Genomic DNA, 23,048 nt, shown 5'->3' with positions numbered 1-23,048 from the left:
CGCAAAACCTAGCGCGCTGACTTATCCCGGATATCGGTGATGATGCCGGAGAAATCCCGGCCCGCGCCGCCTTCCGCGGCAAAGTCATCGTAGATTGCCGAAGCGAGCGGTCCTAACTGCGCGGCGACCCCCGTGCTTTCGAGGGCGTTGAGGGCCAGCTTCAGGTCCTTGGCCATCAGGGCTCCCGCGAACCCGGGCTGATAGTCGCGGTTGGCGGGGCTGGTGGGCACCGGGCCCGGCACGGGGCAGTTTGTGGTCAGCGCCCAGCACTGGCCGGAGGCCGCCGAAGCAACATCGAAAAGGGCCTGGTGGGTCAGGCCCAGCTTTTCGCCCAGGACAAAGGCTTCGCTGACCGCGATCATCGAGATTCCGAGGATCATGTTGTTGCAGATCTTGGCGGCCTGGCCTGCACCGTGCTCTCCGCAGTGCACTACGCGCCGGCCCATCACCTCGAGCATCGGGCTGACTGCTTTGAAATCTTCCGGCAACGCTCCCACCATGAAGGTCAAAGTGCCTGCCTCGGCGCCTACGACGCCGCCGGAGACCGGCGCGTCTACGGCCCGGTGGCCGGCCGCAACCGCGAGTTCTGCTGCCTCCCGGGCCTCCTCCACGTTGATGGTGGAGCAATCCAGGAACAGGGTGTTGGGTGCGGCAGCGGCGAGCAGCCCCGGCTGGTCTCCGGTGCCCCGATAGGCGTCCAGCAGATGTTTGCCGCTGGGCAGCATGGTGAGCACTACACCGGCGCCGGACACCGCAGCGGCGGCACTGGCGGCTGTGGCGATGCCGTTTGCCTCAGCAGTTTCAAGAGCGGCGGGCATTACGTCGAAGCCGGTGACGGCGTAGCCGGCGTTCACGAGATTCACGGCCATCGGGCCGCCCATGTGGCCCAGTCCGAGGAAGGCAACCGGAGCGGCCTGCTCCCCACGGCTCAGCTCTGAAGGGAATGGTTCAGACATTGTTGTGCTCCTTGGAAAGTATCAGTTCACGGTTCCCCAGCGGAGCGAAATAGGATTCGACGTCCTCGTCGCTGACCTCTGCCAGCGTGGCGGGCTGCCAGTCCGGGGCAAAGTCCTTATCCACCACCTGGGCACGGATGCCCTCCCGGAAATCGGGTCCGGCGACGAACCGCAGGCCCACCCGGTACTCCTGCTCCAGGGCTTTCTCCAGGCTCAGCCCCTTCACCCGGCGCAGCGATTCCAGCGTCACTTTCACCGCGGTGGGGGACTTGGCCGCTATTGCCTCGGCAGCCTTGGCTGCTTCCTCCTGGGCCTGCCCATCGAAAGCCCGCAGCCGGCGCACGATTTCCTCGGCGTCGGTCCCGGCGTAGCACGCGTCTATCCATGCCTGCCCTGCGAGTCCGGACGGCGGGGCCTCCTCTGCAAAGCGTGCGACGGCGGAGTCCACCGGTTCGCTTTCAAGCGCCTTGGCGAGGTCCGCAAGCTTTGCCGACGGAACGAAGGAGTCCGCGAACCCCAGGAACACCGCATCGGCGGCGTTCAGGTGGGCGCCGGTGAGGGCTGCATGGGTGCCGGCCTCCCCGGGTGCGCGGGAGAGCAGCAGGGTTCCGCCGACGTCGGGCACGAAGCCGATGGTGGTTTCCGGCATGCCCAGCCGGGTCCGCTCGGTGACGATCCGGACGGAGCCGTGGGCGGAGATTCCCACTCCGCCGCCGAGCACCAGACCGTCCATAAAGGCCACGTACGGCTTGGGGTAGTTCGAAATAAGCGAGTTGAGCGTGTATTCCTCCGCCCAGAAGGCGGCTGTGGCGTTGCCGCCGTCGAGCATGTCGCGGTAGATGGCCACGATGTCGCCGCCCGCACACAATCCCCGTTCGCCGGAGCCGCGTACCAGCACAGCCTCCACGGTGTCGTCGCCGGCCCAGAGCCTGAGCTGCTCCAGCATGGCCGATGCCATGCCGGCCGTAAGCGCATTGACGGCCCGAGGGCGGTTGAGCGTTATGACGCCCAGCCGGCCGCGGCATTCGAACAGCACCTCGTCCGTATCAGGCTTCCCGGAGCCCATGGCTGCCATCAGCTGCCTTCCGGCATAACGAAGCTGGCGCCGGTGCGGATTCCCGACGGCCAGCGCGTGGTGACCGTCTTGGTCTTGGTATAGAAGCGGAAGGCATCCGCACCGTGTTGGTTGAGGTCGCCGAACCCGGAAGCCTTCCAGCCGCCGAAGGTGTAGTAGGCGATAGGGACCGGGATGGGGACGTTGATGCCCACCATGCCGACCTGGACCCGGCTCGCGAAATCACGGGCGGAGTCACCGTCCCGGGTGAAGATCGCCACTCCGTTGCCGAACTCGTGCTCGCTGCACAGGCGCAGGGCTTCGTCGTAGTCCTCTGCACGCAGCACGCTGAGCACGGGCCCGAAAATCTCTTCCTTGTAAATCGTCATATCCTTGGTGACGTTGTCGAAGAGAGTGGGCCCCACCCAGAAGCCACCCTCGTAGCCCTCTACCGCGAGGCCGCGCCCGTCGGCCAGCAGGGTTGCCCCCTCATCCACGCCGGCCTGGATGTAGCCCTCGATCCGTTCCTTCGCGGAAGCCGCGACCACCGGGCCGAAATCCGAATCCTCGGCGAGGCTGTGCCCGACCTTGAGTGCGGCGATCCGCTCCTCGAGTTTCGCCACGAGCGCGTCGCCGGTGTCCTTGCCGACAGGTACGGCCACGGAGATCGCCATGCAGCGTTCACCGGCGGAGCCGAAGCCGGCACCGATCAGGGCATCGGCTGCCATGTCCAGATCGGCGTCCGGCATGATCACCATGTGGTTTTTCGCGCCGCCGAAACACTGGGCGCGCTTTCCGTGTGCAGCGGCAGTGGCATAGATGTACTGCGCAATCGGCGTGGAGCCGACAAAGCCGATGGCCTGCACCCGCGGATCCTCCAGCAACGCATCGACCGCTTCCTTGTCGCCGTTGACGACGTTGAAGACACCGGCCGGAAGGCCTGCCTCCGTAAAGAGCTCGGCGAGGCGCAGGGGAACGGAAGGGTCCCGCTCGGAGGGCTTGAGGATGAAGGAATTGCCTGCAGCAAGTGCCGGACCGGACTTCCACAGCGGAATCATGGCCGGAAAGTTGAACGGCGTGATTCCGGCTACGACGCCGAGCGGCTGGCGCATCGAATGGACGTCGACGCCGGCCCCTGTGTTGTCGGAGAACTCGCCCTTGAGCAGATGCGGGGCGCCGGCGGCGAATTCCACCACCTCGATGCCCCGCTGGATGTCGCCCTTCGCGTCGAGGAGGGTCTTGCCGTGTTCCGAGGACAACAGGGTGGCCAGTTCATTCATGTTCCGGTTCACCAGATCGACGAACCGAAGCAGGATCCGGCCGCGCCGCTGCGGGTTCATGGCTGCCCATTCCAGCTGGCCCTTCTCCGCGTTGGAAACAACGTTGCGGACTTCCTCGGTGCTGGCCAGGGGCACCCTGGCGGAGACCTCGCCCGTGCAGGGATCGTAGACATCGCTGAAGCGCCCGGAGGTGCCTCCAACATGCTGTCCGTCAACGTAATGCGATAGCTCGCGAACCATCATGGAATGCTCCTTTGCACCGTGGAATTTCGAAGCTGCATCCTGGCCGGGTGTGAGCCGCAACACTGTCTTCCCACCCCAACATAGTCGGACTTCCAACTAAATTCCATACGGCCGGGGCGCGTACCGCCGGGCCGGCTGCTCCCTGGCAACGACGACGGCGGCGCCGTGGGGAAGCTGGTCTTCCGCCACTGACGCCGCCGCCGCGGTTTCGTTCTGCTGTGTTTACCTATTCCTCGCTGCCGGCCGCGAGGAGCGCATAGCGCTGCTCGCGGCGGTAGGCCTGCTCGGCCGGGTCAGGCACCGGTGCCGCTGCCAGCAGGCGCCGCGTGTACGGATCCTGCGGATACTTCAGGACCTGTTCGGTGGAACCCTGCTCCACCATCCTGCCCTTGTTCAGCACGGCGATATGGCTGGCCAGGATCTCGACCACCGCCAGGTCGTGGCTGACGAACAGGCAGGCAAAGCCGTACTCCTTCTGCAGGTCCTGCAGCAGCGCCAGCACCCGTGCCTGCACTGACACATCCAGCGCCGACGTCGGCTCGTCCGCCACGAGCAGGGACGGCCGCAGCGAGAGCGCCCGGGCAATGCCCACACGCTGGCGCTGGCCGCCGGAGAGTTCGTGCGGATACCGGTTGCGGAAGCTCTTGGGCAGCTGGACGTCATCGAGCAGGTTCTCCACCCGCTTATCCAGCTCGGCCTTGGACAGCTTCTCGTGCAGGAACAGCGGCTCGCCGATGCTCTCACCGATGGACATCCGCGGATTCAGCGATGCCGCCGGGTCCTGGAAGACGATGGCGAACTTCCGCCGCAGGGGCCGCATCTTTTTCGGTGACAGCCCGGCGATGTCTGTTCCGTTGATCCGCACACTTCCCTCGGCCACCGGCAGCAGGCCGGTGACGGCGCGTCCGATGGTGGACTTCCCCGAACCGGATTCGCCCACCAGACCCATGACTTCGCCGGGCATGATCGTGAAGGAAACATCGGATACCGCACGGAAGGCCGCGGTACGGAACCGTCCCGGATACTCGATGGCCACATTCTCCAGCTGCAAGGCGGGCGTCTGCGACGACGTCGGTTCGGCCACTTCCTCGGAGGCCTTCATAACAGCCCGGGGTGCATCGGTGATCTGCAGGGAACCGTCATCCTCCACCTCGACTGCTGCCAGCACACCGCCCACCTTGGAACCGAGGTGCGGCACGGCGTCGAGCAGGGCCTTGGTGTAGTCCTGCTGCGGTGCAGCGAAGAGATCCACCACGGCGGAGGCTTCCACGATCCGCCCGTTCTGCATTACCACCACGTTGTCCGCAAGGTCGGCCACTACGCCCATGTCATGGGTGATGAGCAGGATGGCGCTGTTCAGGCGCTTGTTGAGCTTGCGCAGAAGTTCCAGTACTTCCGCCTGAACCGTGACGTCCAGGGCGGTCGTGGGTTCATCGGCGATCAGCAGGATCGGGTCATTGGCAATGGCAATGGCAATCATGGCGCGCTGACGCTGCCCGCCGGAGAACTGGTGCGGATAGTTGTCGTAGCGGGTTTCCGGATCCGGAATCTCCACCATGCGCAGCAGCTCGATGGCGCGTGCCTTGGCATCGGCAGGGGAGGCGTCGGAATGCTGTTCGATGATCTCCTTCACCTGTTCACCCACCGTGAGGACAGGGTTGAGGGCCGTCATGGGTTCCTGGAAGATCATGGCAATGTCATTGCCGCGGATCTTCCGCAGCGCGGACTGCGGGGCGCCGATGAGTTCCTTGCCGTGCAGCTTGGCGCTGCCGGTGGACCGCCCGTTGCCGGGCAGCAGGCCGAGCAGCGCCATGGAGGACATGCTCTTGCCGGAACCGGACTCGCCGACGATTGCCAGGATCTCCCCGGGGTAAACCTTGTAGTTCACGTCTTCGGCGGCCATGACCCATTCGTTGTCGACGTTGAAATCGACGCCGAGTCCGGTGACCTCAAGGATGGGGGAGCCGGTTCCCGTTGCCGGGGTGTCGCTGTATACCGGTGTGGAGGTCATTGCTTGTTCCTTGTCTGTCGGGGATCAAACGCATCCCGGAGCCCGTCGCCGATGAAGTTGACGGTGAGGGCAATGGCCACGATAAACACGCCGGGCCAGAGGAAGACCCAGGGGCGCACGGTCATGGCCGACCGGTTTTCATTGATCAGCTTGCCCAGCGAGGTGTCCGGCTCCTGCACGCCCAGGTTCAGGAAGCCGAGCGCGGTTTCCAGCAGGATGGCGCCGGAGATGGCCAGCGTGGCCGAGACGATGATGACGCCCACGGTGTTGGGCAGGATGTGTTTGAAGATGATCCGCGACGAGCTGGCGCCCACGGACTTCGCCGCCTCCACGAACTCCTTTTCCCGGAGGGAAAGGAACTCGCCGCGGACAATCCGGGCGAGGTTGGTCCAGGTAAGCATGCCCAGGAAGGCCGCGAAGACCACGATTCCGAAGTCTGCGACGATCGTGGCCAGCACGGCTGCGACCACCAGCAGGGGGATGGTGATGATGACATCGGTGAAGCGCATCAGGACGGCTTCGACCCGGCCGCGGTAATATCCGGCCAGGGCACCGACGACGGTTCCGATGACGGTGCCGACAATGCCGACGATGAAGGCAATGATCAGGGAGATCTGCGCCCCGCGCATGGTCATTGCGAAGTAGTCCCGGCCCAGGGCGTCCTGGCCGAACGGATGGTCGCCCAGTCCGGTCCAGGACAGGGTCGGCTTTCCACCGTCGGCGGTTTCCTGCACCTCGTAGAAGGTGTGCTGCCACCAGCCCGGGATGTGCAGCGGGCCGACGCTGAAGCCGATCGACGAGAATGCCAGCAGCACGATGAAGAGCAGGCCGATCATTCCGCCAATGGCGCCCTTGTGCCGGAAGAAGCGTTCGCGCACCAGCTTGGACTGGCTCTTGGCTTCCGTGATTTTTGGTTCAGCCACGATGCCCCTGGTTGCGGGGGAGTCCGCCGTGACGGTGCGCTGGCTTTCCAGCGTCATGGCCGTCAGCTCCGGGCTGCTTTCCTTTGGCCCGTCCGCGGAAATTTTGTTATCAGTCATTGGTCTACCAATCAGTTCAGGCTGATGCGCGGATCGAGGAACGCGTACGCGATGTCAGCCAGCATGTTGAAGGCCACCGCGGCCACGCCCGTGACGAGGAAGAACGCCATGATGACATTGGGGTCCACATTGGAGAGTCCGTCGGTGAACATCTTGCCCATGCCGTTCCAGCCGAACACCGCTTCCGTGACCACGGCGCCGCCGAGCACACCGGCGAAGTCGAAGGCCATCAGGGTGGTGATCGGGATCATTGCGTTGCGGAAGGCGTGCTTGACCACGACTGTCCGTTCGCTGAGCCCCTTGGCGCGTGCAGTGCGGATGTAGTCCTGGGTCATCACGTCCAGCTGGCTGGCCCGGGTGTAGCGGGTGTACATGGCAAACGAAATCAGCATGATCGCGATGGTCGGCAGTACCAGGTACAGCGCGTAATCGAGATTCACTTCCCAGAAGGTTCCCTCGAGGTTGGGCGTGGAGGAACCGGTGGTGGGAATGGGCCGGCCGCCGGTCTTGCGGGAGAGCGACGGGTAGGCGTGCAGCAGCGAATCCAGGAACACGACGGAACCGATCAGCAGGCCGACGACGGCGGTCAGCTGCCGGGTCTGCTTGGCGTACGGTCCGCCCACGAAGTGCCCGATGGCAGCCGAGACGGCGAGCGTTACCAGTGCCAGGCCGGCAATGGTCAGCCAGTCGGGGTCTTTCATGATGCCCATCGTGGCCAGATAGCCGACAAAACCGGCTGCGGCCGTAGCAAGGGCTGCGTTGACAATCCGCCGGCGCCGGAACCCGGCGAACAGGGCAGTGGTTCCGAGGGCGATGGCGAAGGCGCTCACCAGGATGCCGACGGGACCGAAGCCCGGCGTCTTGAACCAACCGGACATCAGCAGCGCGAGCATGGTCACCGACGTTGCCACGGCTGCCACCGCGAAGACCTGGATCCGGCGTCGGCGGTCGCCGCCGATGACTACCATCCAGATCAACCCGGCCACCAATCCCAGCAGCACTATGCCCAGGTAGGACATGGTTGGATTCCCCAGCCAGGTGTTGAGGCCGATGGCGAGGTACTGCTTGAGGAGCGTGGAAAGCCAGAAGAGCGGCATGGAGAACAGGAGGAAGGCAACGAACGTGATCGAGTAGTCGAACACGCTGTACTGCCGCAGGGCGGTCACAACACCGATGAGCACGCCCAGGATGATCGCGAGCACCGTTGCTACGACCACCAGGCGGAAGGTTGAACCGGCCGCGGATTGCAGCTGCTCGATGACGGGGTTGCCCACGCGGTCCAGGCCCAGCGTGCACTGTGCGCCGCCGGGGATGATGCAGCGGCCGATTTCCTGCAGCCAGAGCAGATAGCGGATGTGGATCGGCTGATCCAGGTGCATGGCTTCGGTGCGGGCGGCTATGCGGGATTCCCGGTCATCGTTGCGCAGCTCGGCGAGGTCATGGAGGGGATCGCCGGAGTTGACGGCCAGGACAAACATCAGTGCCGTGGCGGCCAGGAGGATAAAGAACGAACTGACCGCTCTTTTGAGAATGAAGTAGAACACCGTGGGGCTCCTTGGGGTGGGACTAAAGAACGCCGCGGACATAAGCAGGGGGATGGGCAGACTTTGCGTCTGCCCATCCCCGCTTAGGCTGCGGCTAGCGTGGTGCTGCTAGACCTGCTTTGTCCACTTGTAGGCATTCCAGGTGATGCCGTTCTGGCTCGGGTTCAGTTCCACGTTCTCCAGCTTGGAGGAGTGTGCAACCACACCGGAGTTGGCGTACAGGACCACGTTGTAGACCTCGGCGGCGAGGATTTCCTCTGCCTTGGTCTTCAGTTCCTTGACCTCTTCTTCGTCAGTGGAGCTGGCGATCTGGTCCCAGAGCTTGTCGAGTTCGGTGTTGGTGAACTTGCCGTAGTTCTGCTCGCCGTCGGAGACGTAGATCGACTGTGCGCTGGCGGCCAGACCGGATCCGGCCCAGGCGAACAGGATGGCGTCCCAGGCTCCGGGCTCAGCGAGCTTGGCGCTCCACTTGGGGTCCGGGGTGGGAACAATGTCGAAGCCGGCCTGGTCGCAGGACGTCTTGATCAGGGTGACGATGTCGGCGCGCAGCTGGCTCGTGGAGGAGAACATCAGGCGGACCGATACGGGTTCGGTCTTACCGGCATCGGCGAGCAGCTTCTTGGCGCCCTCGATGTCCACTTCGTCGTAATCGCTGGCGGACGGTGCGCCTTCGAGGACCTCTTCGTAGTCCTCCTGGCCGGGCTGGTATTCGCGCAGGTTGTCCACCGTGGCGTTCTCGTCGATGGGCTTGGCGAACTTCTCGACAATGTCCTCGCGCGGTACGCACTTGGCGAATGCCTGGCGTACGGCCAGGTCCTTGAATACGCCGTTTTCCGACTGGTCCAGGTCGATGTGGCTGAAGGTCAGCTCGGGACCGGTGAGCATCTCGACGGTCTCGCCGATGTTCTCGATGGCGGTCTTCGTGTCAACCGTGGGGCCGGAGGGTTCGATGATATCGACCTCGCCGTTCTCCAGGGCCTGGACTGCTTCGGTGTCTGCGATGGTCTTGAAGACGATGGTTTCGGTCTTGCCCTTGCGCTCTTCGCCCCAGTAGTTCTCGTTGCGCTTGAGGGTCAGGGTGCCGTCGGTGGCGTTGTCCAGCATGTACGGGCCGGAGGACGGGATCATTTCGGCGTCCGGAAGCGTGGTGAGATCGGCTTCGTAGTTCCACCCGGTGTTCCAGAAATCCGCCAGCGGGGTCAGCGCCGCGACGTCCTTGTCCTGGATGGCCTTGATCAGTTCTTCACCGTCGTTGTCGGGGGAGAGGTTGCCCTTTTCCGCCGCGACATGAGCGGGCATGATGGGGCCGATCATCAGCGCTTCCCAGTCCGCGTACGGGGTCTCGAAGACCATGTCGAACTCTTTGTCGCCGGCCTCGCCCTCGATCATCTTGGTCTGCGAGAAACCGTTGGTGGAGGACGGCTGGAAGATGTTCTCGCCCTCGGCGGGACCGACCTGTCCGGAGAAGGCAGCCCAGTTCAGCAGCACGTCATCGAAGTCGATGGGGGTGCCGTCGGACCACTTGGCGTCCTCATTGATCTTGTAGTGCACCGTCAGCGGATCGTCGCTGGTCTTTTCGAAGGTGCCGAACTCTTCATCGTGGATGACGCCGTCAGGGCTGTACTCGACAAAGTTGCTGTGCACCAGGTTGTCGACGTAGCTGTTGTACGTGCTGTTGGTGTTGGCGGTGCTCGAGTTGTAGGCGTCGGGCGCCTGGCTGATGGCGATATTGATGGTGGAGGCGATGTTCTCGGCTGTTTCCTCCGAGCCGCCTTCGCTTTCGGTTCCGCCCCCGGCGGAGCCGCAGGCGCCCAGGAACAGGGCCCCCACGGAGAGTGCGGCAAGAGCTGCCGTGCGCTTAGTACGCATAAGTAGTCCTAACTGGTGATGAGGAGTCAGGAACCACCAATGATGGCCCCCCAAAGCGGCCGTGATGACCGCCGCATGTGGAGCAACACTAACCACATATTGTTTCCACTGTGAGACAAGTTACATGTTGTTAACCGATCGTTATGCCCGGACACGGGGGTTTTTGTACTCGAAACCGCGCCGGAATACGCAAAAACCCTCCCGGCTGTTGCCGGGAGGGTTTTTTTGACGTCCGTTTATGACGGAGGTTTCAGTTCATGTCGGGCAGGTCGAGCCACTGGTACCAGCCTCGGTGAAGCACCAGCCACGCCATAAGGCCGTAGCCTGCCTGGCCCGGCGTTCCGCCGTTGGCGGCAAGGTCCGTACGCCACTGCTCGTGGTTCAGCAGCGGGTTGAGGGTGTCTACGTACACGTGCTTCCGCCGCGTGGTCACGTCGCCGAACGCCGCGGAGAGATCCGCGAGCTTCCGGTTCCGTTCCGGGTCCAGGCCCGGGGGAGGGCCCACCACGAAGACTTTGATGCTCATCTGTGCGGCGCCGTCGAGGATGTTCGCCAGGTTCAGGCGGCTTCGCGCCGTCGTCAGCTGAAGGTCCAGGTCCCGGTCAGACAAGCCGATCACGAGGCGGTTTTCGCACCCGTCTTCGAATCGTCTCCCGGCTTCCGCGAGCCATCTGTTGGCCAGCGCCTCGGTGCCCTCGTTGGGTGCAGCCAGGCTGTATGCCTGGAGGTTGACGTTCTCGGGCGATGTTCGGGCCAGGACACGTCCCAGCCAGCCGAGTGCGCGCGGATCCCCGTGTCCGGCCAGCAGCTCATCACCTACAGCAGCAAGCCGAATTCTGCGTTGTTCCACTAGTCACCTTCTCGAATCAAAAAAACAGGGTGGGACGCCGAAGCGCCCCACCCCAAACCTAGCCTACTGACGTTCGAAGGCCTTCTTCACAAGAATGTCCTGCTCCACTGCGTGGCGCTTGGCAGAGCCGGTAGCGGTGGAGGCCGACGCCGGGCGTGAGACCAGGCGCAGGCGGCTATCCAGGTGCTGGGGCAGGTTGAGGCCGATGAAGGGCCACGGACCCTGGTTCGCCGGCTCGTCCTGCGCCCACACGATGTCCGCGTTGGGGTACTTGCCCACAGCGGCCCGGATCTCGTCGACGGGGAGCGGGTAGAGCTGCTCAACGCGGACGATTGCCGTCTTGTCGTCGCCGGTCTTCTGGCGGTTTGCCAGCAGGTCGTAGTACAGGCGGCCGGACACCAGCAGTACGCGGTCGACGGCGTTCGCATCCAGTTCGGCATGCTCGCCGATAACCGGCTGGAACTCGCCGTGCGTGAACTCCTCCACCGACGTTGCGGCCGCCTTCAGGCGCAGCAGCTGCTTGGGGGTGAAGACCACAAGCGGCTTCCGCGGACGGCTGTATGCCTGCCGGCGCAGCAGGTGGAAGTGCGAGGCGCCCGTGGTCGGGTTGGCAACAATCATGTTGTCCTCGGCACACATCTGCAGGAAACGCTCGATCCGTGCGGAGGAGTGGTCCGGTCCCTGTCCCTCGTAGCCGTGCGGAAGCATCAGCACCAGCGAGGACCGCTGGCCCCACTTCTGCTCGGCCGAAGAAATAAACTCGTCAATGATGGTCTGGGCGCCGTTGACGAAGTCACCGAACTGGGCTTCCCAGAGCACAAGGGCATCAGGGCGCTCCACCGAATAGCCGTATTCGAATCCCATGGCGGCGAATTCGGAGAGCAGGGAGTCGTAGATCCACAGCTTGGCCTGGTTCGGGTCCAGCTCAGCCAGCGGCACCCACTCTTCGCCGGTGGCGCGGTCGTGGAAGACGGCGTGGCGCTGCGTGAAGGTTCCGCGGCGGGAGTCCTGCCCGGCGAGGCGTACGGGGACGCCTTCCATCAGCAGCGAACCGAAGGCTGCGATTTCGGCAAAGCCCCAGTCGATGTTGCCCTCACGGGACATCTGGTCGCGCTTTTCCAGCAGGGACTTCAGCTTCGGATGGACAGTGAAGCCCTCGGGTACGGCCACGTGGGCCTTGCCGATGTGCGCCAGGACCTCTGCGGAGACCGCAGTGCTTGCCGGCTTGATGATCGTGGTGCCTTCCTGCTGGGCGGCAGGACGTTCCAGATCGGAAACCGCTTCGGAATCCTTGGTGATCACCGGGATGGGCGAGGTCTGGGCGGCATGCGTCTCCGCGAAGACGCGCTCGAGACGGCCCTGGTAGTCGCGCAGGGCCTGCTCGGCCTCGTCCTGGCTGATGTCCCCTCGTCCGATCAGGGACTCGGTGTACAGCTTGCGCACGGAGCGCTTGGCCTCGATCAGGCTGTACATCATCGGCTGGGTCATCGAAGGGTCATCGCCTTCGTTGTGGCCGCGGCGGCGGTAGCAGACCATGTCGATGACGACATCCTTGTGGAAGCGCTGACGGTACTCGTAGGCGAGCTGGCCAACCCGTACAACTGCTTCGGGATCATCGCCGTTGACATGGAAGATCGGTGCCTGGACCATCTTCGCGACATCTGTGGAGTAGACCGAGGAACGCGAGGACGTGGGCGACGTCGTGAAGCCCACCTGGTTGTTGACCACCACGTGGATGGTGCCGCCGGTGCGGTAGCCGCGCAGCTGGGAGAGGTTGAGCGTTTCCGCCACCACGCCCTGGCCTGCGAAGGCGGCGTCGCCGTGCACGAGGATCGGCAGCACGGGGAACTCGTCGCCCTTGTCCAGCCGGTCCTGCTTGGCGCGGACAATGCCCTCCAGTACGGAATCTCCGGCTTCGAGGTGGGACGGGTTGGCTGCAAGGTAGACCTTGGTCTGCTTCCCGTTGTCCGATGTGAAGGTTCCCTCGGTGCCGAGGTGGTACTTCACGTCGCCGGAGCCCTGCACGCTGCGGGGGTCCTGGGTGCCTTCGAATTCGCGGAAGACCTGTGCGTAGGTCTTGCCCGCGATGTTCGTCAGGACGTTGAGGCGGCCGCGGTGGGCCATGCCGATGCCGACTTCCTCGAGGCCGTCGTCGGCGGCACCGGAAATCACGGCATCCAGCAGCGGAATCAGGGATTCGCCGCCCTCAAGGGAGAAGCGCTTCTGTCCAACGAACTTCGTCTGGAGGAACGTCTCGAAAGCCTCGGCAGCGTTGAGCTTGCTGAGGATTCGCAGCTGCTCTTCGCGGGTGGGCTTCGTGTACTTGGTTTCCAGGCGGTCCTGGAACCAGAGGCGCTCCTCGGGATCCTGGATGTGCATGTATTCGATCCCGGCAGTGCGGCAGTAAGCGTCCCGGAGCACACCGAGGATCTTGCGGAGCTTCAGCATCGGCTTGCCGCCGAAGCCGCCCGTGGGCCACTCCCGGTCCAGGTCCCACAGCGTCAGGCCGTGGTTCAGGATGTCCAGGTCGGCATGCCGGCGCTGTACGTACTCCAGCGGGTTCGTGTCCGCCATCAGATGGCCGCGGACCCGGTAGGCGTGGATCAGCTGCTGGATGCGGGCAACCTTGTTGATCTGCTCGTCCGGGTTGACCTGGATATCCGGGCTCCAACGGACGGGCTCGTACGGGATCCGCAGGGATTCGAAGATCTCGTCGTAGAAGTTCTGCTCACCCAGCAGCAACTGGTGGATGATGCGCAGGAACTCGCCGCTGCCGGCACCCTGGATGACACGGTGGTCATAGGTGGAGGTCAGGGTGATGATCTTGCTGATCGCGTTGCGGGCCAGGATCTTCTCGTTGGCACCCTGGAACTCGGCCGGGTACTCAAGGGCACCGGCACCAATGATGGCGGCCTGGCCCTTGGAGAGGCGGGGCACCGAATGCACGGTGCCGATGCCGCCCGGGTTGGTCAGGGAGATGGTGGTGCCGCGGTAGTCATCGGCGCCGAGCTTGCCGCTGCGGGCACGCTTGACCAGGTCTTCGTAGGCGTGCCAGAACTCCGAGAAGTTCAGTGTTTCGGCCTTCTTGATGTTCGGCACCACCAGCAGACGGGTTCCGTCCGGCTTGGGCATGTCGATGGCCAGGCCGAAGTTAACGTGTGCGGGCTGGACGGCAACGGGCTTGCCGTCCACCTCGTCGTAGAACACGTTCATGGAGGGGAACTGGGCAGCAGCACGGATGATGGCGTAACCCAGCAGGTGGGTGAAGGAAATCTTTCCGCCGCGTGCACGTTCCAGGTGGCTGTTGATGACAATCCGATTGTCAATCAGCAGCTTGGCCGGAATGGCGCGCACGGTGGTTGCCGTCGGGACGCTCAGGCTGAGGTCCATGTTGGTGGCAATCGCCTTGGCCGGACCGCGCAGCACGGTGACCTTGTCCTCTTCGGCAGCGGCATCGCTGGGCTGGGTCTTGGGCAGCTGCGCAGGAATCGGCGCAGCCTTGGTCTCAGCCTTCGGCTCGCTCTTCGCCGCGGGCTCGGCCTTGGCCGGTTCCTTGGCTACCGGCGGCTTACCCGACTGCTGCGTTGCAGCGGGCGATTCGCCTGATGCCTTCGGTGCATTGGGTGCCGTGGTTTCGGCTTTCACCACCGGAAGCTGGCGGGTGGCGGGCCGGGAACCGTCCGGGGAACCTGCGTTTCCGTTGGAGCCGTTGCCGGACTGGGAGTCTTCAGCCTTGAAGGATTCGAAGATGCTCCACCACTTTTTGTCAACGGAGTCCTTGTTCGACAAATACTGCTCGTAGAGTTCATCGACAAGCCACTCGTTGCCGCCGAATTCCTCCGGCAGGCGGTGGTTGGATTGGTCTGGCACTAGATATACGCCTCTTCCATGAGTTGCCGTTTGCCCTGATGGCACCATGTTCTGACGCTTCCGCCTCAAGTACTGGTGCGGCCCGGTGCGCAGTGACCGAGACTTCATGCCAGTCTAGTGACATAGTCGAACATGTGGCCAATCCCGCACCACTTGATGAAGCGCCGGTGGCTGCAGGCCGGCCGGAACGGCCCGAAGAAGCGGCTGTGGCGGCCCCGGTCCAAACCTGTAAACTGGGCTTTCTATGGACAGTTTCTCTAGGCGCCGGCCTGCGTCACGGACCGCGGTTTCCGCAGTCGGTGCGCCACGAGCCGGCAATGCCCGCACACCCACGGCCCAGCATCCGCCTGCCTCGTCATCGGAGCCTTCCAGTCCGGCTGCAGCCGACCACCCTCCGTCTGAACGTTTTCGTGCAGCGTTTCACACCTCTTCCTTAAGGCCGTCTGTTCCGACGGCGGGGGAGTGCTGACATGGAGTGGCTTTACCTCCTCTTTGGCCTCCTGCTGATTCTCGGCACCGGATTCTTCGTCGCCGTGGAATTCGCCCTTGTGGCACTGGACCAGCCTGCCGTCCGCCGGGCAGTGGACGAGGGCGACAAAGCAGCTGAACCGCTGCTGCGCTGCCTGACCACCCTCTCCACCCAGCTGTCCAGCTGCCAGCTGGGCATCACCATGACCACCCTGCTGACGGGGTTTGTTATGGAACCCTCCGTCGGGCGCCTGCTGGAGGGTCCGTTGGCATCGCTTGGCCTGCCGCCCGTTGCCGTGGACTCGGTGTCCGTGACCGTGGCGATGATCCTGGCAACCTTCCTTTCCATGCTGCTGGGTGAGCTGATCCCCAAGAACATGTCCATCGCCATGCCGTTCCGCATCGGTAAGGCACTGGCACGGCCGCAGCTGGCCTTCACCGTGGTCTTCAAACCTGCGGTGCTCCTGTTGAACGGTTTCGCCAACAAGTTCCTCCACCTCTTTGGCCTTGAGGCCAAGGAAGAGGTCAGTGGAGCGCGGACGCCGTCCGAACTGTCCTCCATGGCGCGGCGCTCCGCGGAGATGGGCACCCTGGATAAGGGCACTGCGGACTTCCTGTCCCGGACTTTCTCCTTCGCCGGACGAACCGCTGCCGATGTTATGACTCCGCGCATCCGGCTCGAAACGATCGATGCCGAGCAGCCCGTGGCCGATGTCATCGAGGCCGCGCGGCGCACGGGCTACTCCCGTTTCCCGGTCCTCGGCGATTCACCGGACGATATCCGCGGTGTTGTCCACGTCAAGAAGGCCGTGGCCGTGCCGCGCAGCAGGCGGGCCACCCTGCCGGCGGCCGCGATCATGAGCGAGATCCTCCGGGTGCCGGAAACGGTGCACCTGGACTCACTGCTTTCCGAACTCCGCAACGCCAACCTGCAGCTCGCCGTCGTCCTGGACGAATACGGCGGAACCGCCGGCGTCGCCACCCTGGAGGACCTGGTGGAAGAGATCGTCGGCGAAGTTTCCGACGAGCATGACAAGGCCAAGCCCGGCGTGCTGCAAAGCGCGTCCGGTGCCTGGTACTTCCCGGGCATCATGCGCCCCGACGAGGTCAGCGCCCTGGTTCCGCTGCTGCGGATGCCGGACGAAGCAGGCTACGAAACCGTGGGCGGCTACATCATGGCCGAGCTCGGCCGCATTGCCGAGGCAGGGGACCGCGTAGAGGTACCCGGCGGCGTGCTCGAGGTGGAACGGATGGACGGGCGGCGCATTGACCGCGTCAGCTTCATCCCCGCCGAGGAAGGGGCCGGTTCCGGCCAGGCCGAACACATCCAAGACGAGGACAACGCCGGGCGAAGCACAGAGCGCCAGGCACGCAGGGAAGGCATCCGATGAGCGGCGACCTGGCGGGAATCTTCTGGCTGGTTGTCCTGCTCCTCGGCAATGCGTTTTTCGTCGGCAGCGAATTTGCGGTGATGTCCGCGCGGCGCAGCCAGATCGAGCCCCATGCCGAAGCCGGATCGAAGCGGGCCAAGACCACCCTGTGGGCCATGGAGCACGTTTCCCTGATGCTCGCGTGTGCGCAGCTGGGTATTACGGTCTGCTCCCTGCTTATCCTCTCAGTGGCCGAGCCGGCTATCCACCACCTGCTTTCGGTGCCGCTGAAGGCCGTGGGTCTTCCAGTCGAAATAGCTGACGGAGCCGGGTTCCTGGTGGCGTTGCTGCTGGTGACCTTCCTGCACGTAACCATCGGCGAAATGGTTCCGAAGAACATCTCGGTGTCCGTGGCGGACCGTGCAGTGCTGCTGCTCGCGCCGCCGCTGGTCTTCATTTCCCGCCTGGTCCGCCCGATCATCGGCACGCTCAACTGGATGGCCAACCACGCACTGCGCCTCATGGGGATTACCCCCAAGGACGAGGTCGCCTCGGCCTTCACACTGGAGGAGATGCAGTCCATCGTGGAGGAATCCACGAAGCACGGGACCGTGGCCGACGATTCCGGCCTGATCTCCGGTGCCCTCGAGTTCTCCGGACAGACCGCGGGGACGGTGATGGTGCCGCTGGAGGAACTGGTGAGCCTGGGCACGGACTCCACTCCGGCGGAATTCGAGCGTGCAGTGGGCCGCACCGGCTTCTCCCGTTTCGTCCTGGTGGACGACGCCGGGAACCTCACGGGGTACATGCACCTGAAGGACGTTATGTCCATCCCGCTGGAGGCCTATGAACGGCCGATCACGGAGAACAAGGTCCGCACGCTTGCCAACCTCCGCCTGGATGACGAAATCGAGGACGCCCTGGCAGTGATGCAGCGGACCGGCTCCCACCTGGCCCGCGTGCTGGGTCCGGACGGAACCACCCGCGGCGTATTGTTCCTGGAAGACATCATTGAACAGCTGGTCGGTGAGATCAGGGATGCCACCCAGGCGCAGGGCATCCGCCGGACCGGAGAAAGCCTCTAACCCCTAGATGCGAATGATTCGCGTTTAGGTTATGCTGAAAAAGCTTCGGCGGTGCCGGGGCCTATTGTCGCCGCCATGAACCGCCTACCCAGGGATATCAAACCTTATGCGCCGCTTTCCCGTCCGCCTGGCCGGAACCGTCTTTGCAGCCGCCGCACTCGCGCTTGCGGGCTGCAGCGGCACCGACGGGGGAGACGGCGGTGAAGCCGGCGGCAGCGACGGCGTCGTTCGCGTGGTGGCGTCCACCAATGTCTACGGCAACATCCTTGCCGGGATCGGCGGCGACAACGTCGACGTGACCGCACTGATTGACCGGCCCAGCCAGGACCCGCACTCCTACGAGGCCTCAGCGCGGGACCGGCTCGCGGTCTCCAAGGCGGACCTTGTGGTGCTCAACGGCGGCGGTTATGACACCTTCCTGGAGAAGCTCGCCGCAGACGAAGGCATCCCCGCAGAGAACATCCTCAATGCCGTCGAGATCTCCGGTCTCGAGGACTCCGACTCCGCGGAAGATGAAGAGGGCCACGATGCCGGTGAAGACCACCACGGCCATAACCACGGCTCCTTCAACGAACACGTCTGGTACAGCCCCGAGGCCATGGGCCGGCTTGCCGACGCCGCCGCGGAACGCCTCGGCGAGCTGGATGCCGGGGCCGCCGACACGTTCCGCAGCAACGCCGCGGACTTCAATGCCGGCATTGCGGACATCGACGCCTCCCTGGCCGCGCTTCGGGAAACCGCCGGCGGACGCGACGTCGCCCTGACCGAACCGGTGCCGGACTACCTCGTGGAAGCGGCCGGACTGCACAACGCCACCCCCTCGGACTTCACGGAGGCCGTCGAGGAAGGCTCGGATGTTCCGCCGCACGTACTGAAGGAAATGCAGGACCTGGTGACGGGCGGCTCCATTGCCTTCCTGGGCTACAACGAGCAGACCTCCACCTCCCAGACGGAAGCGGTGCGCCAGGCCGCGGTGGACGCTGATGTTCCCGTGGTGGACTTCTCCGAAACCCTTCCCGAGGGCCAGGACTACCTGCAGTGGATGGCCGATAACACAGCCAACATGGAAAGCGTGCTGCAGTGAATGCTTCCGGGCAGCCCTCCCCGGTGGTGCGACTGCGGGACGCAGGCCTGTCCTACGGGGACCGTACCCTGTGGAAGAACCTTGACCTGGACATCAATGCCGGTGAATTCCTGGCAGTCCTCGGCCCCAACGGATCAGGTAAAACGAGTTTCCTGAAGGTCCTGCTGGGACTGCAGCCGCTCACCGGGGGCACCGTCACGATCAACGGCCGCAACGTGCAGCGGGGGAGCAAGGACATCGGCTACATCCCGCAGCAGAAATCCTTCAGCCCCGGCACCCCGCTGCGCGGACGGGACCTGGTGGGACTCGGCGTCGACGGCGACCGCTGGGGCCTGAGGCTGCGCGGAAAGCCGGTGCGCCGCCGCGTGGACCGGCTGCTCGAGCAGGTGGGGGCAACGTCCTACGCGGATGAACCCGTGGGGCGTCTCTCCGGCGGCGAGCTGCAGCGCCTGCGGGCGGCCCAGGCGCTGGCCACCAACCCGGATCTGCTGCTCTGCGACGAGCCGCTGCTCTCCCTGGACCTGCACCACCAGCAGGCCATCAGCTCCCTGATCGAACGGCGCTGCCACGACGACGGCGCCGCCGTCGTCTTCGTGACCCACGAAATCAATCCCGTTATCGAGTACGTGGACCGCGTGCTGTACCTGGCCGGCGGACAGTTCCGCACCGGCACCCCCGCCGAAGTCCTGCGCAGCGACGTGCTCTCGGAAATGTACGGCAGCCGCGTCGAAGTCCTGCGCAGCCACGGCCGGATAGTGGTCCTGGGCATCCCGGACGCCACCACCCACCACCACGGAGAAAGCGAGGGCGACCTTGGACCTGCGTAGTTTCTTCGATGCGGTTTTTGATTTCAGCGATTACGGCGAGCTGCTTCCGCTGGTGAGCAATTCCATCTGGGCCGCTGCAATCCTTGGCCTGGTCGGCGGGCTGATCGGCACCTTCGTCCTGATGCGTGACCTGGCCTTCGCCGTGCACGGCATTGCCGAGCTCTCCTTTGCCGGGGCGTCCTTTGCCCTGCTGATCGGCGTGAACGTGGTGGTCGGTTCGCTGGCCGGGTCGGTGGCGGCGGCCGTCCTGCTGGCCGTCATGGGCTTGCGGGCCCGCGACCGGAACTCGATCATCGGCGTCATCATGCCCTTCGGGCTCGGTTTGGGCATCCTGTTCCTGGGCCTCTATGAAGGCCGCTCAGCCAACAAGTTCGGTCTGCTGACCGGCCAGATCGTCGCGGTGGATACCGTGCAGCTGAACCTGCTGGCAGGGGTTGCCGCCGTCGTCGTCGCCGCACTGCTGTTCATCTGGCGCCCCCTGACGTTCGCCAGTGCGGACCCGGACCTCGCAGAGGCCCGCGGCGTGCCGGTGCGGACGTTGTCGATTGTTTTTATGTTCCTGCTGGGCCTGTCCGTCGCCCTGTCCATCCAGGTGGTGGGGGCCCTGCTGGTGCTTTCCCTGCTGATTACTCCGGCTGCAGCAGCCCTGCTCGTGACGTCCTCGCCGCGGCTGGTGGTGTTCCTGAGCGTGCTCTTCGCCCTGGCCTCCTCGGTCGGCGGCATCCTGCTGGCGCTGGGCGGCCGGATTCCGATCAGCCCGTACGTCACCACGGTGTCCTTCGCGATCTACCTGGTCTGCCGGGTTATCCGGCGCATGCGCGGCGGACACCGGCGCCGGGAGCTCAGCGCAAACACGGCTACGGCCGCCGCCTAGCCTTTACGGGCGCTGCACTCCGGGCACAGGCCGAAAACCTCAACGGTGTGCGCCACTTCGGTGAAGCCGTACTTGGCGCCCAGGGCCGCAGCCCAGCTCTCCACCGCGGGTGCCTCCACCTCCACTGCCTTGCCGCATTCGCGGCAGACCAGGTGATGGTGGTGGTGCTCGACGGCGCACCGCCGGTACAGCGCCTCGCCGTCGCCGCCCCGCAGCACGTCCACGAGGTTCTCGTCCGCCATGGACTGCAGGACCCGGTAGGCGGTAGCCAGGGAGATCCGCTCGCCGCGCTCCCGCAGCAGCCGGAAAAGTTCCTGGGTGCTGACGAAGTCATTGAGTTCGTCCAGGGCGCGGCCTACTGCCAGCCGCTGGCGGGTTACCCGCTGCTCCGGTGCGCGTTTGGACGTCCGGGATGTCTCGGATGACACGGATGTTCCTCCAGCGGGTGGGACGGCAGGCGGGCGGCGCCGGGGCCGCAGGGATGGATAGAACCCTAAGATTATCAGCAGCACGGTACGCCCGTCCTGCACGGCCGGACGGCCCCGGAGTAGGGTGGCGCTATGAAAATGACGAAGTTCACGCACTCCTGTGTCCGCTTCGAGCAGGGCGGGCACGTCCTGGTGCTGGATCCCGGCACCTTCTCCGAAGTTGAAACGGCGCTGAAGGATGCCGATGCCATCCTGGTGACCCACGAGCACGCAGACCATCTGGACCGCCCGCGGGTGCTTGCCGCGATGCAGGAGCAGCCGTCGCTGGAGCTCCACGCCCCGGCGGGTCTTGCTGCACTCCTTCGCGAGGAAGCCGGACCGGAGGTGGCCGGCCGCATCCACGACGTCGAGCCCAACACCAGCTTCACGGTTGCGGGTTTCGGCATCCAGTCCTTCGGCGGCCAGCACGCCCTGATCCATCCGCTGATTCCCCTGGTGGCCAACATCGGCTACCTCGTGGAGGGCCGGGTCTACCACCCGGGGGATTCGTTCGTGGTCCCCAACGGGCTGCGGCCGCGGACCGTGCTGGTGCCGGTCCATGCACCCTGGTCCAAGGCGGGGGAGGTCATCGACTTCGTCATTGCCACCGGTGCGGAGCGGGCCTACCCCATCCACGAGGGGCTCCTGAACGAGCGGGGACTGGGGATGGTCGAGGGGCACGTGACCCGGTTCGGCAAGGTTTACGGCACCGAGTTCCGGCACCTGGACGCCGGGGAAACCGTGGACCTGTAATGGAGGTCCTGATCTCCCCGCAGCAGCTGCACGAACGCCTCGGAGCGGAGCGCCCGCCCGTGCTGCTGGATGTGCGCTGGGTCCTGGGCGCCGCCGACGGCAGGGAAAAGTACCTGCACGAACATCTGCCCGGTGCGGTGTACGTGGATATGGACACCGAACTTTCGGCCCCCGCCGTCCCCGGGGAGGGGAGGCATCCGCTGCCGGATCCCGCCGCCTTCACCGAGGCCGCCCGCCGCTGGGGCCTGAACGACGGGGACACGGTGGTGGTGTACGACGACGCCGCGGGCACGTCCGCCGCCCGCGCCTGGTGGCTGCTGCGGCACGCCGGCGAGGAGGACGTGTTCCTGCTCGACGGCGGCCTCGCGGCCTGGCGCGGGGCAGGACTGCCGCTGGAAAGCGGTCCGGTGCAGCCGGAGCCCGGGACGGTGCACCTGTCCTGGGGGCACATGCCGGTGATCGGGACGGCGGATGCCGCCCGGGTGGCAGCCGACGGAACACTCATCGACGCCCGTGCACCGGAGCGCTACCGCGGAGAGTCCGAACCGGTGGATCCCCGGGCCGGACATATCCCGGGAGCAGTCAACCGGCCCTCCACGGACAACCTCACCCCGGACGGCAGCTTCCGGGCACCTGAAGAACTGGGCCGCGCCTTCGAGGCCCTCGGCGTGCGGCCGGACCGGCCCGTTGCCGCGTACTGCGGTTCGGGTATCTTCGCCTCCCATGAGGTCGCCGCACTGGCGCTGGCCGGCATCACTGCGGCGCTCTACCCGGGCTCCTGGTCGCAGTGGTCCAACACGCCCGGTACGCCGGCTGCCGTCGGCGCCGATCCGGGCCGGCCCGAAAACCCGCCGGAAAAGGGGTAGCGTCGAAGCATGTTTACCGGCCGACCCGTTCCTCCGCCGCTGCGGGCACCCCTGCCCTCCGCCGCGCCCAAGGAACAACCTGAAGGAGCACCCATGCCTACACTCTTTACCCGGATCATCAACGGCGAGATTCCCGGACATTTCGTCTGGAAGGACGACGACGTCGTCGCGTTCCTGAGCATTGGTCCGCTCAGCGACGGCCACACCCTGGTGGTGCCGCGCGAGGAGATCAACAAGTGGACGGACGCACCGGCGGAGCTGATGCAGAAGCTCATCACCGTGGCGCAGACCGTCGGCCAGGCACAGGTCGCCGTTTTCGGTTCCGAGCGGGCAGGCCTGACCATTGCCGGCTTCGAGGTGGACCACCTTCACCTGCACGTCTGGCCTGCCGACTCGATGCAGGACTTCGACTTCAGCCGGGCCGAGTCCAACCCGGACCCCGAGCGGATGGCGGCCAACGCGGAGAAGCTGCGCCAGGGCCTGCGGGACGCCGGGCATGGGGAGTTCGTCCCCGAAGCCTAGGCCTCCGGCCCGGCG

General features: G+C 65.1%; 18 protein-coding genes. 8 read left to right on the top strand and 10 right to left on the bottom strand.

The genetic code is table 11. The features are described 5' to 3' along the window. Nucleotides 1-8 precede the first annotated feature (8 nt). From mmsB to N2K98_RS11930, 9 genes are all read right to left on the bottom strand, one after another. Entirely contained in the window at nucleotides 9-956 is a 948-nt protein-coding gene (gene mmsB / locus N2K98_RS11970; RefSeq protein ID WP_255865174.1) for a 3-hydroxyisobutyrate dehydrogenase, read from the bottom strand. Next, a complete protein-coding gene (locus tag N2K98_RS11965) occupies nucleotides 949-2,031 on the bottom strand; it encodes an enoyl-CoA hydratase/isomerase family protein (protein ID WP_255865175.1) in 1,083 nt (360 codons plus the stop codon). Before N2K98_RS11965 ends, mmsB begins: the two co-directional genes overlap by 8 nt. Then, a complete protein-coding gene (locus tag N2K98_RS11960) occupies nucleotides 2,031-3,530 on the bottom strand; it encodes a CoA-acylating methylmalonate-semialdehyde dehydrogenase (protein WP_255865255.1) in 1,500 nt (499 codons plus the stop codon). The genes N2K98_RS11965 and N2K98_RS11960 overlap by 1 nt, the downstream gene beginning before the upstream one ends. A 229-nt stretch (nucleotides 3,531-3,759) precedes the next feature. Next, nucleotides 3,760-5,544 (bottom strand): ABC transporter ATP-binding protein, encoded by a 1,785-nt coding sequence (locus N2K98_RS11955; protein WP_255865177.1) that lies wholly within the window; start codon nucleotides 5,542-5,544, stop codon nucleotides 3,760-3,762. Beyond that, nucleotides 5,541-6,584, bottom strand: coding sequence for an ABC transporter permease (locus tag N2K98_RS11950; protein WP_255865178.1), 1,044 nt, complete (start codon nucleotides 6,582-6,584; stop codon nucleotides 5,541-5,543). Before N2K98_RS11950 ends, N2K98_RS11955 begins: the two co-directional genes overlap by 4 nt. Nucleotides 6,585-6,595: 11 nt before the next feature. Further along, nucleotides 6,596-8,128, bottom strand: a complete 1,533-nt coding sequence (locus N2K98_RS11945) for an ABC transporter permease (RefSeq protein WP_255865179.1) — start codon at nucleotides 8,126-8,128, stop codon at nucleotides 6,596-6,598. Between the two features lie 108 nt (nucleotides 8,129-8,236). Further along, entirely contained in the window at nucleotides 8,237-9,997 is a 1,761-nt protein-coding gene (locus tag N2K98_RS11940; RefSeq protein ID WP_255865180.1) for an ABC transporter family substrate-binding protein, read from the bottom strand. Nucleotides 9,998-10,247: 250 nt separating this feature from the next. Continuing rightward, complete coding sequence (locus tag N2K98_RS11935; protein ID WP_227918308.1) at nucleotides 10,248-10,847, bottom strand: GDSL-type esterase/lipase family protein; 600 nt, start codon at nucleotides 10,845-10,847, stop codon at nucleotides 10,248-10,250. Nucleotides 10,848-10,910: 63 nt separating this feature from the next. Then, nucleotides 10,911-14,717 carry a multifunctional oxoglutarate decarboxylase/oxoglutarate dehydrogenase thiamine pyrophosphate-binding subunit/dihydrolipoyllysine-residue succinyltransferase subunit gene (locus N2K98_RS11930; RefSeq protein WP_255865181.1) on the bottom strand — a complete coding sequence of 1,269 codons (3,807 nt, stop codon included), beginning with the start codon at nucleotides 14,715-14,717 and terminating at the stop codon, nucleotides 10,911-10,913. 470 nt (nucleotides 14,718-15,187) lie between these two features. Here N2K98_RS11930 and N2K98_RS11925 point away from each other — a divergent pair, with 470 nt between their 5' ends. From N2K98_RS11925 to N2K98_RS11905, 5 genes are all read left to right on the top strand, one after another. Next, entirely contained in the window at nucleotides 15,188-16,576 is a 1,389-nt protein-coding gene (locus N2K98_RS11925; RefSeq protein ID WP_255865182.1) for a hemolysin family protein, read from the top strand. Then, nucleotides 16,573-17,640, top strand: coding sequence for a hemolysin family protein (locus tag N2K98_RS11920; RefSeq protein WP_255797239.1), 1,068 nt, complete (start codon nucleotides 16,573-16,575; stop codon nucleotides 17,638-17,640). The genes N2K98_RS11925 and N2K98_RS11920 overlap by 4 nt, the downstream gene beginning before the upstream one ends. A gap of 106 nt (nucleotides 17,641-17,746) precedes the next feature. Further along, nucleotides 17,747-18,724: a metal ABC transporter solute-binding protein, Zn/Mn family gene (locus tag N2K98_RS11915; protein ID WP_255865183.1), complete on the top strand. Its 978-nt coding sequence runs from the start codon at nucleotides 17,747-17,749 to the stop codon at nucleotides 18,722-18,724. Between the two features lie 26 nt (nucleotides 18,725-18,750). Then, on the top strand, nucleotides 18,751-19,551 hold the full coding sequence (locus N2K98_RS11910; protein WP_229949956.1) for a metal ABC transporter ATP-binding protein: 801 nt from the start codon (nucleotides 18,751-18,753) through the stop codon (nucleotides 19,549-19,551). After that, on the top strand, nucleotides 19,538-20,425 hold the full coding sequence (locus N2K98_RS11905; RefSeq protein WP_255797241.1) for a metal ABC transporter permease: 888 nt from the start codon (nucleotides 19,538-19,540) through the stop codon (nucleotides 20,423-20,425). The genes N2K98_RS11910 and N2K98_RS11905 overlap by 14 nt, the downstream gene beginning before the upstream one ends. On the opposite strand, the gene N2K98_RS11900 is transcribed toward N2K98_RS11905, so the two are convergent. Then, on the bottom strand, nucleotides 20,422-20,853 hold the full coding sequence (locus N2K98_RS11900) for a Fur family transcriptional regulator (RefSeq protein ID WP_255865184.1): 432 nt from the start codon (nucleotides 20,851-20,853) through the stop codon (nucleotides 20,422-20,424). The two genes, N2K98_RS11905 and N2K98_RS11900, sit on opposite strands and share 4 nt — an antisense overlap. Before the next feature lie 132 nt (nucleotides 20,854-20,985). Here N2K98_RS11900 and N2K98_RS11895 point away from each other — a divergent pair, with 132 nt between their 5' ends. The 3 genes from N2K98_RS11895 (at nucleotide 20,986) to N2K98_RS11885 (ending at nucleotide 23,033) form a co-directional block, all read left to right on the top strand. Next, nucleotides 20,986-21,645, top strand: coding sequence for an MBL fold metallo-hydrolase (locus N2K98_RS11895; RefSeq protein ID WP_255865185.1), 660 nt, complete (start codon nucleotides 20,986-20,988; stop codon nucleotides 21,643-21,645). Then, complete coding sequence (locus N2K98_RS11890; RefSeq protein WP_255865186.1) at nucleotides 21,645-22,511, top strand: sulfurtransferase; 867 nt, start codon at nucleotides 21,645-21,647, stop codon at nucleotides 22,509-22,511. The genes N2K98_RS11895 and N2K98_RS11890 overlap by 1 nt, the downstream gene beginning before the upstream one ends. 93 nt (nucleotides 22,512-22,604) lie before the next feature. Next, on the top strand, nucleotides 22,605-23,033 hold the full coding sequence (locus N2K98_RS11885; RefSeq protein ID WP_255797245.1) for an HIT family protein: 429 nt from the start codon (nucleotides 22,605-22,607) through the stop codon (nucleotides 23,031-23,033). Nucleotides 23,034-23,048 lie beyond the last annotated feature (15 nt).

It is taken from the genome of Arthrobacter jinronghuae (assembly GCF_025244825.1).
GTDB classification, from domain to species: Bacteria; Actinomycetota; Actinomycetes; order Actinomycetales; family Micrococcaceae; genus Arthrobacter_B; species Arthrobacter_B jinronghuae.
This window is presented reverse-complemented; position numbering and strand designations above follow the sequence as displayed.

Bases quoted from the DNA above. Each gene is read 5' to 3' on its own strand.
- mmsB (WP_255865174.1), bottom strand. From the start codon at position 956: ATGTCTGAACCATTCCCTTCAGAGCTGAGCCGTGGGGAGCAGGCCGCT.
- N2K98_RS11965 (WP_255865175.1), bottom strand. From the start codon at position 2,031: ATGGCAGCCATGGGCTCCGGGAAGCCTGATACGGACGAGGTGCTGTTC.
- N2K98_RS11960 (WP_255865255.1), bottom strand. From the start codon at position 3,530: ATGGTTCGCGAGCTATCGCATTACGTTGACGGACAGCATGTTGGAGGC.
- N2K98_RS11955 (WP_255865177.1), bottom strand. From the start codon at position 5,544: ATGACCTCCACACCGGTATACAGCGACACCCCGGCAACGGGAACCGGC.
- N2K98_RS11950 (WP_255865178.1), bottom strand. From the start codon at position 6,584: ATGACTGATAACAAAATTTCCGCGGACGGGCCAAAGGAAAGCAGCCCG.
- N2K98_RS11940 (WP_255865180.1), bottom strand. From the start codon at position 9,997: ATGCGTACTAAGCGCACGGCAGCTCTTGCCGCACTCTCCGTGGGGGCC.
- N2K98_RS11925 (WP_255865182.1), top strand. From the start codon at position 15,188: ATGGAGTGGCTTTACCTCCTCTTTGGCCTCCTGCTGATTCTCGGCACC.
- N2K98_RS11920 (WP_255797239.1), top strand. From the start codon at position 16,573: ATGAGCGGCGACCTGGCGGGAATCTTCTGGCTGGTTGTCCTGCTCCTC.
- N2K98_RS11915 (WP_255865183.1), top strand. From the start codon at position 17,747: ATGCGCCGCTTTCCCGTCCGCCTGGCCGGAACCGTCTTTGCAGCCGCC.
- N2K98_RS11895 (WP_255865185.1), top strand. From the start codon at position 20,986: ATGAAAATGACGAAGTTCACGCACTCCTGTGTCCGCTTCGAGCAGGGC.
- N2K98_RS11890 (WP_255865186.1), top strand. From the start codon at position 21,645: ATGGAGGTCCTGATCTCCCCGCAGCAGCTGCACGAACGCCTCGGAGCG.
- N2K98_RS11885 (WP_255797245.1), top strand. From the start codon at position 22,605: ATGCCTACACTCTTTACCCGGATCATCAACGGCGAGATTCCCGGACAT.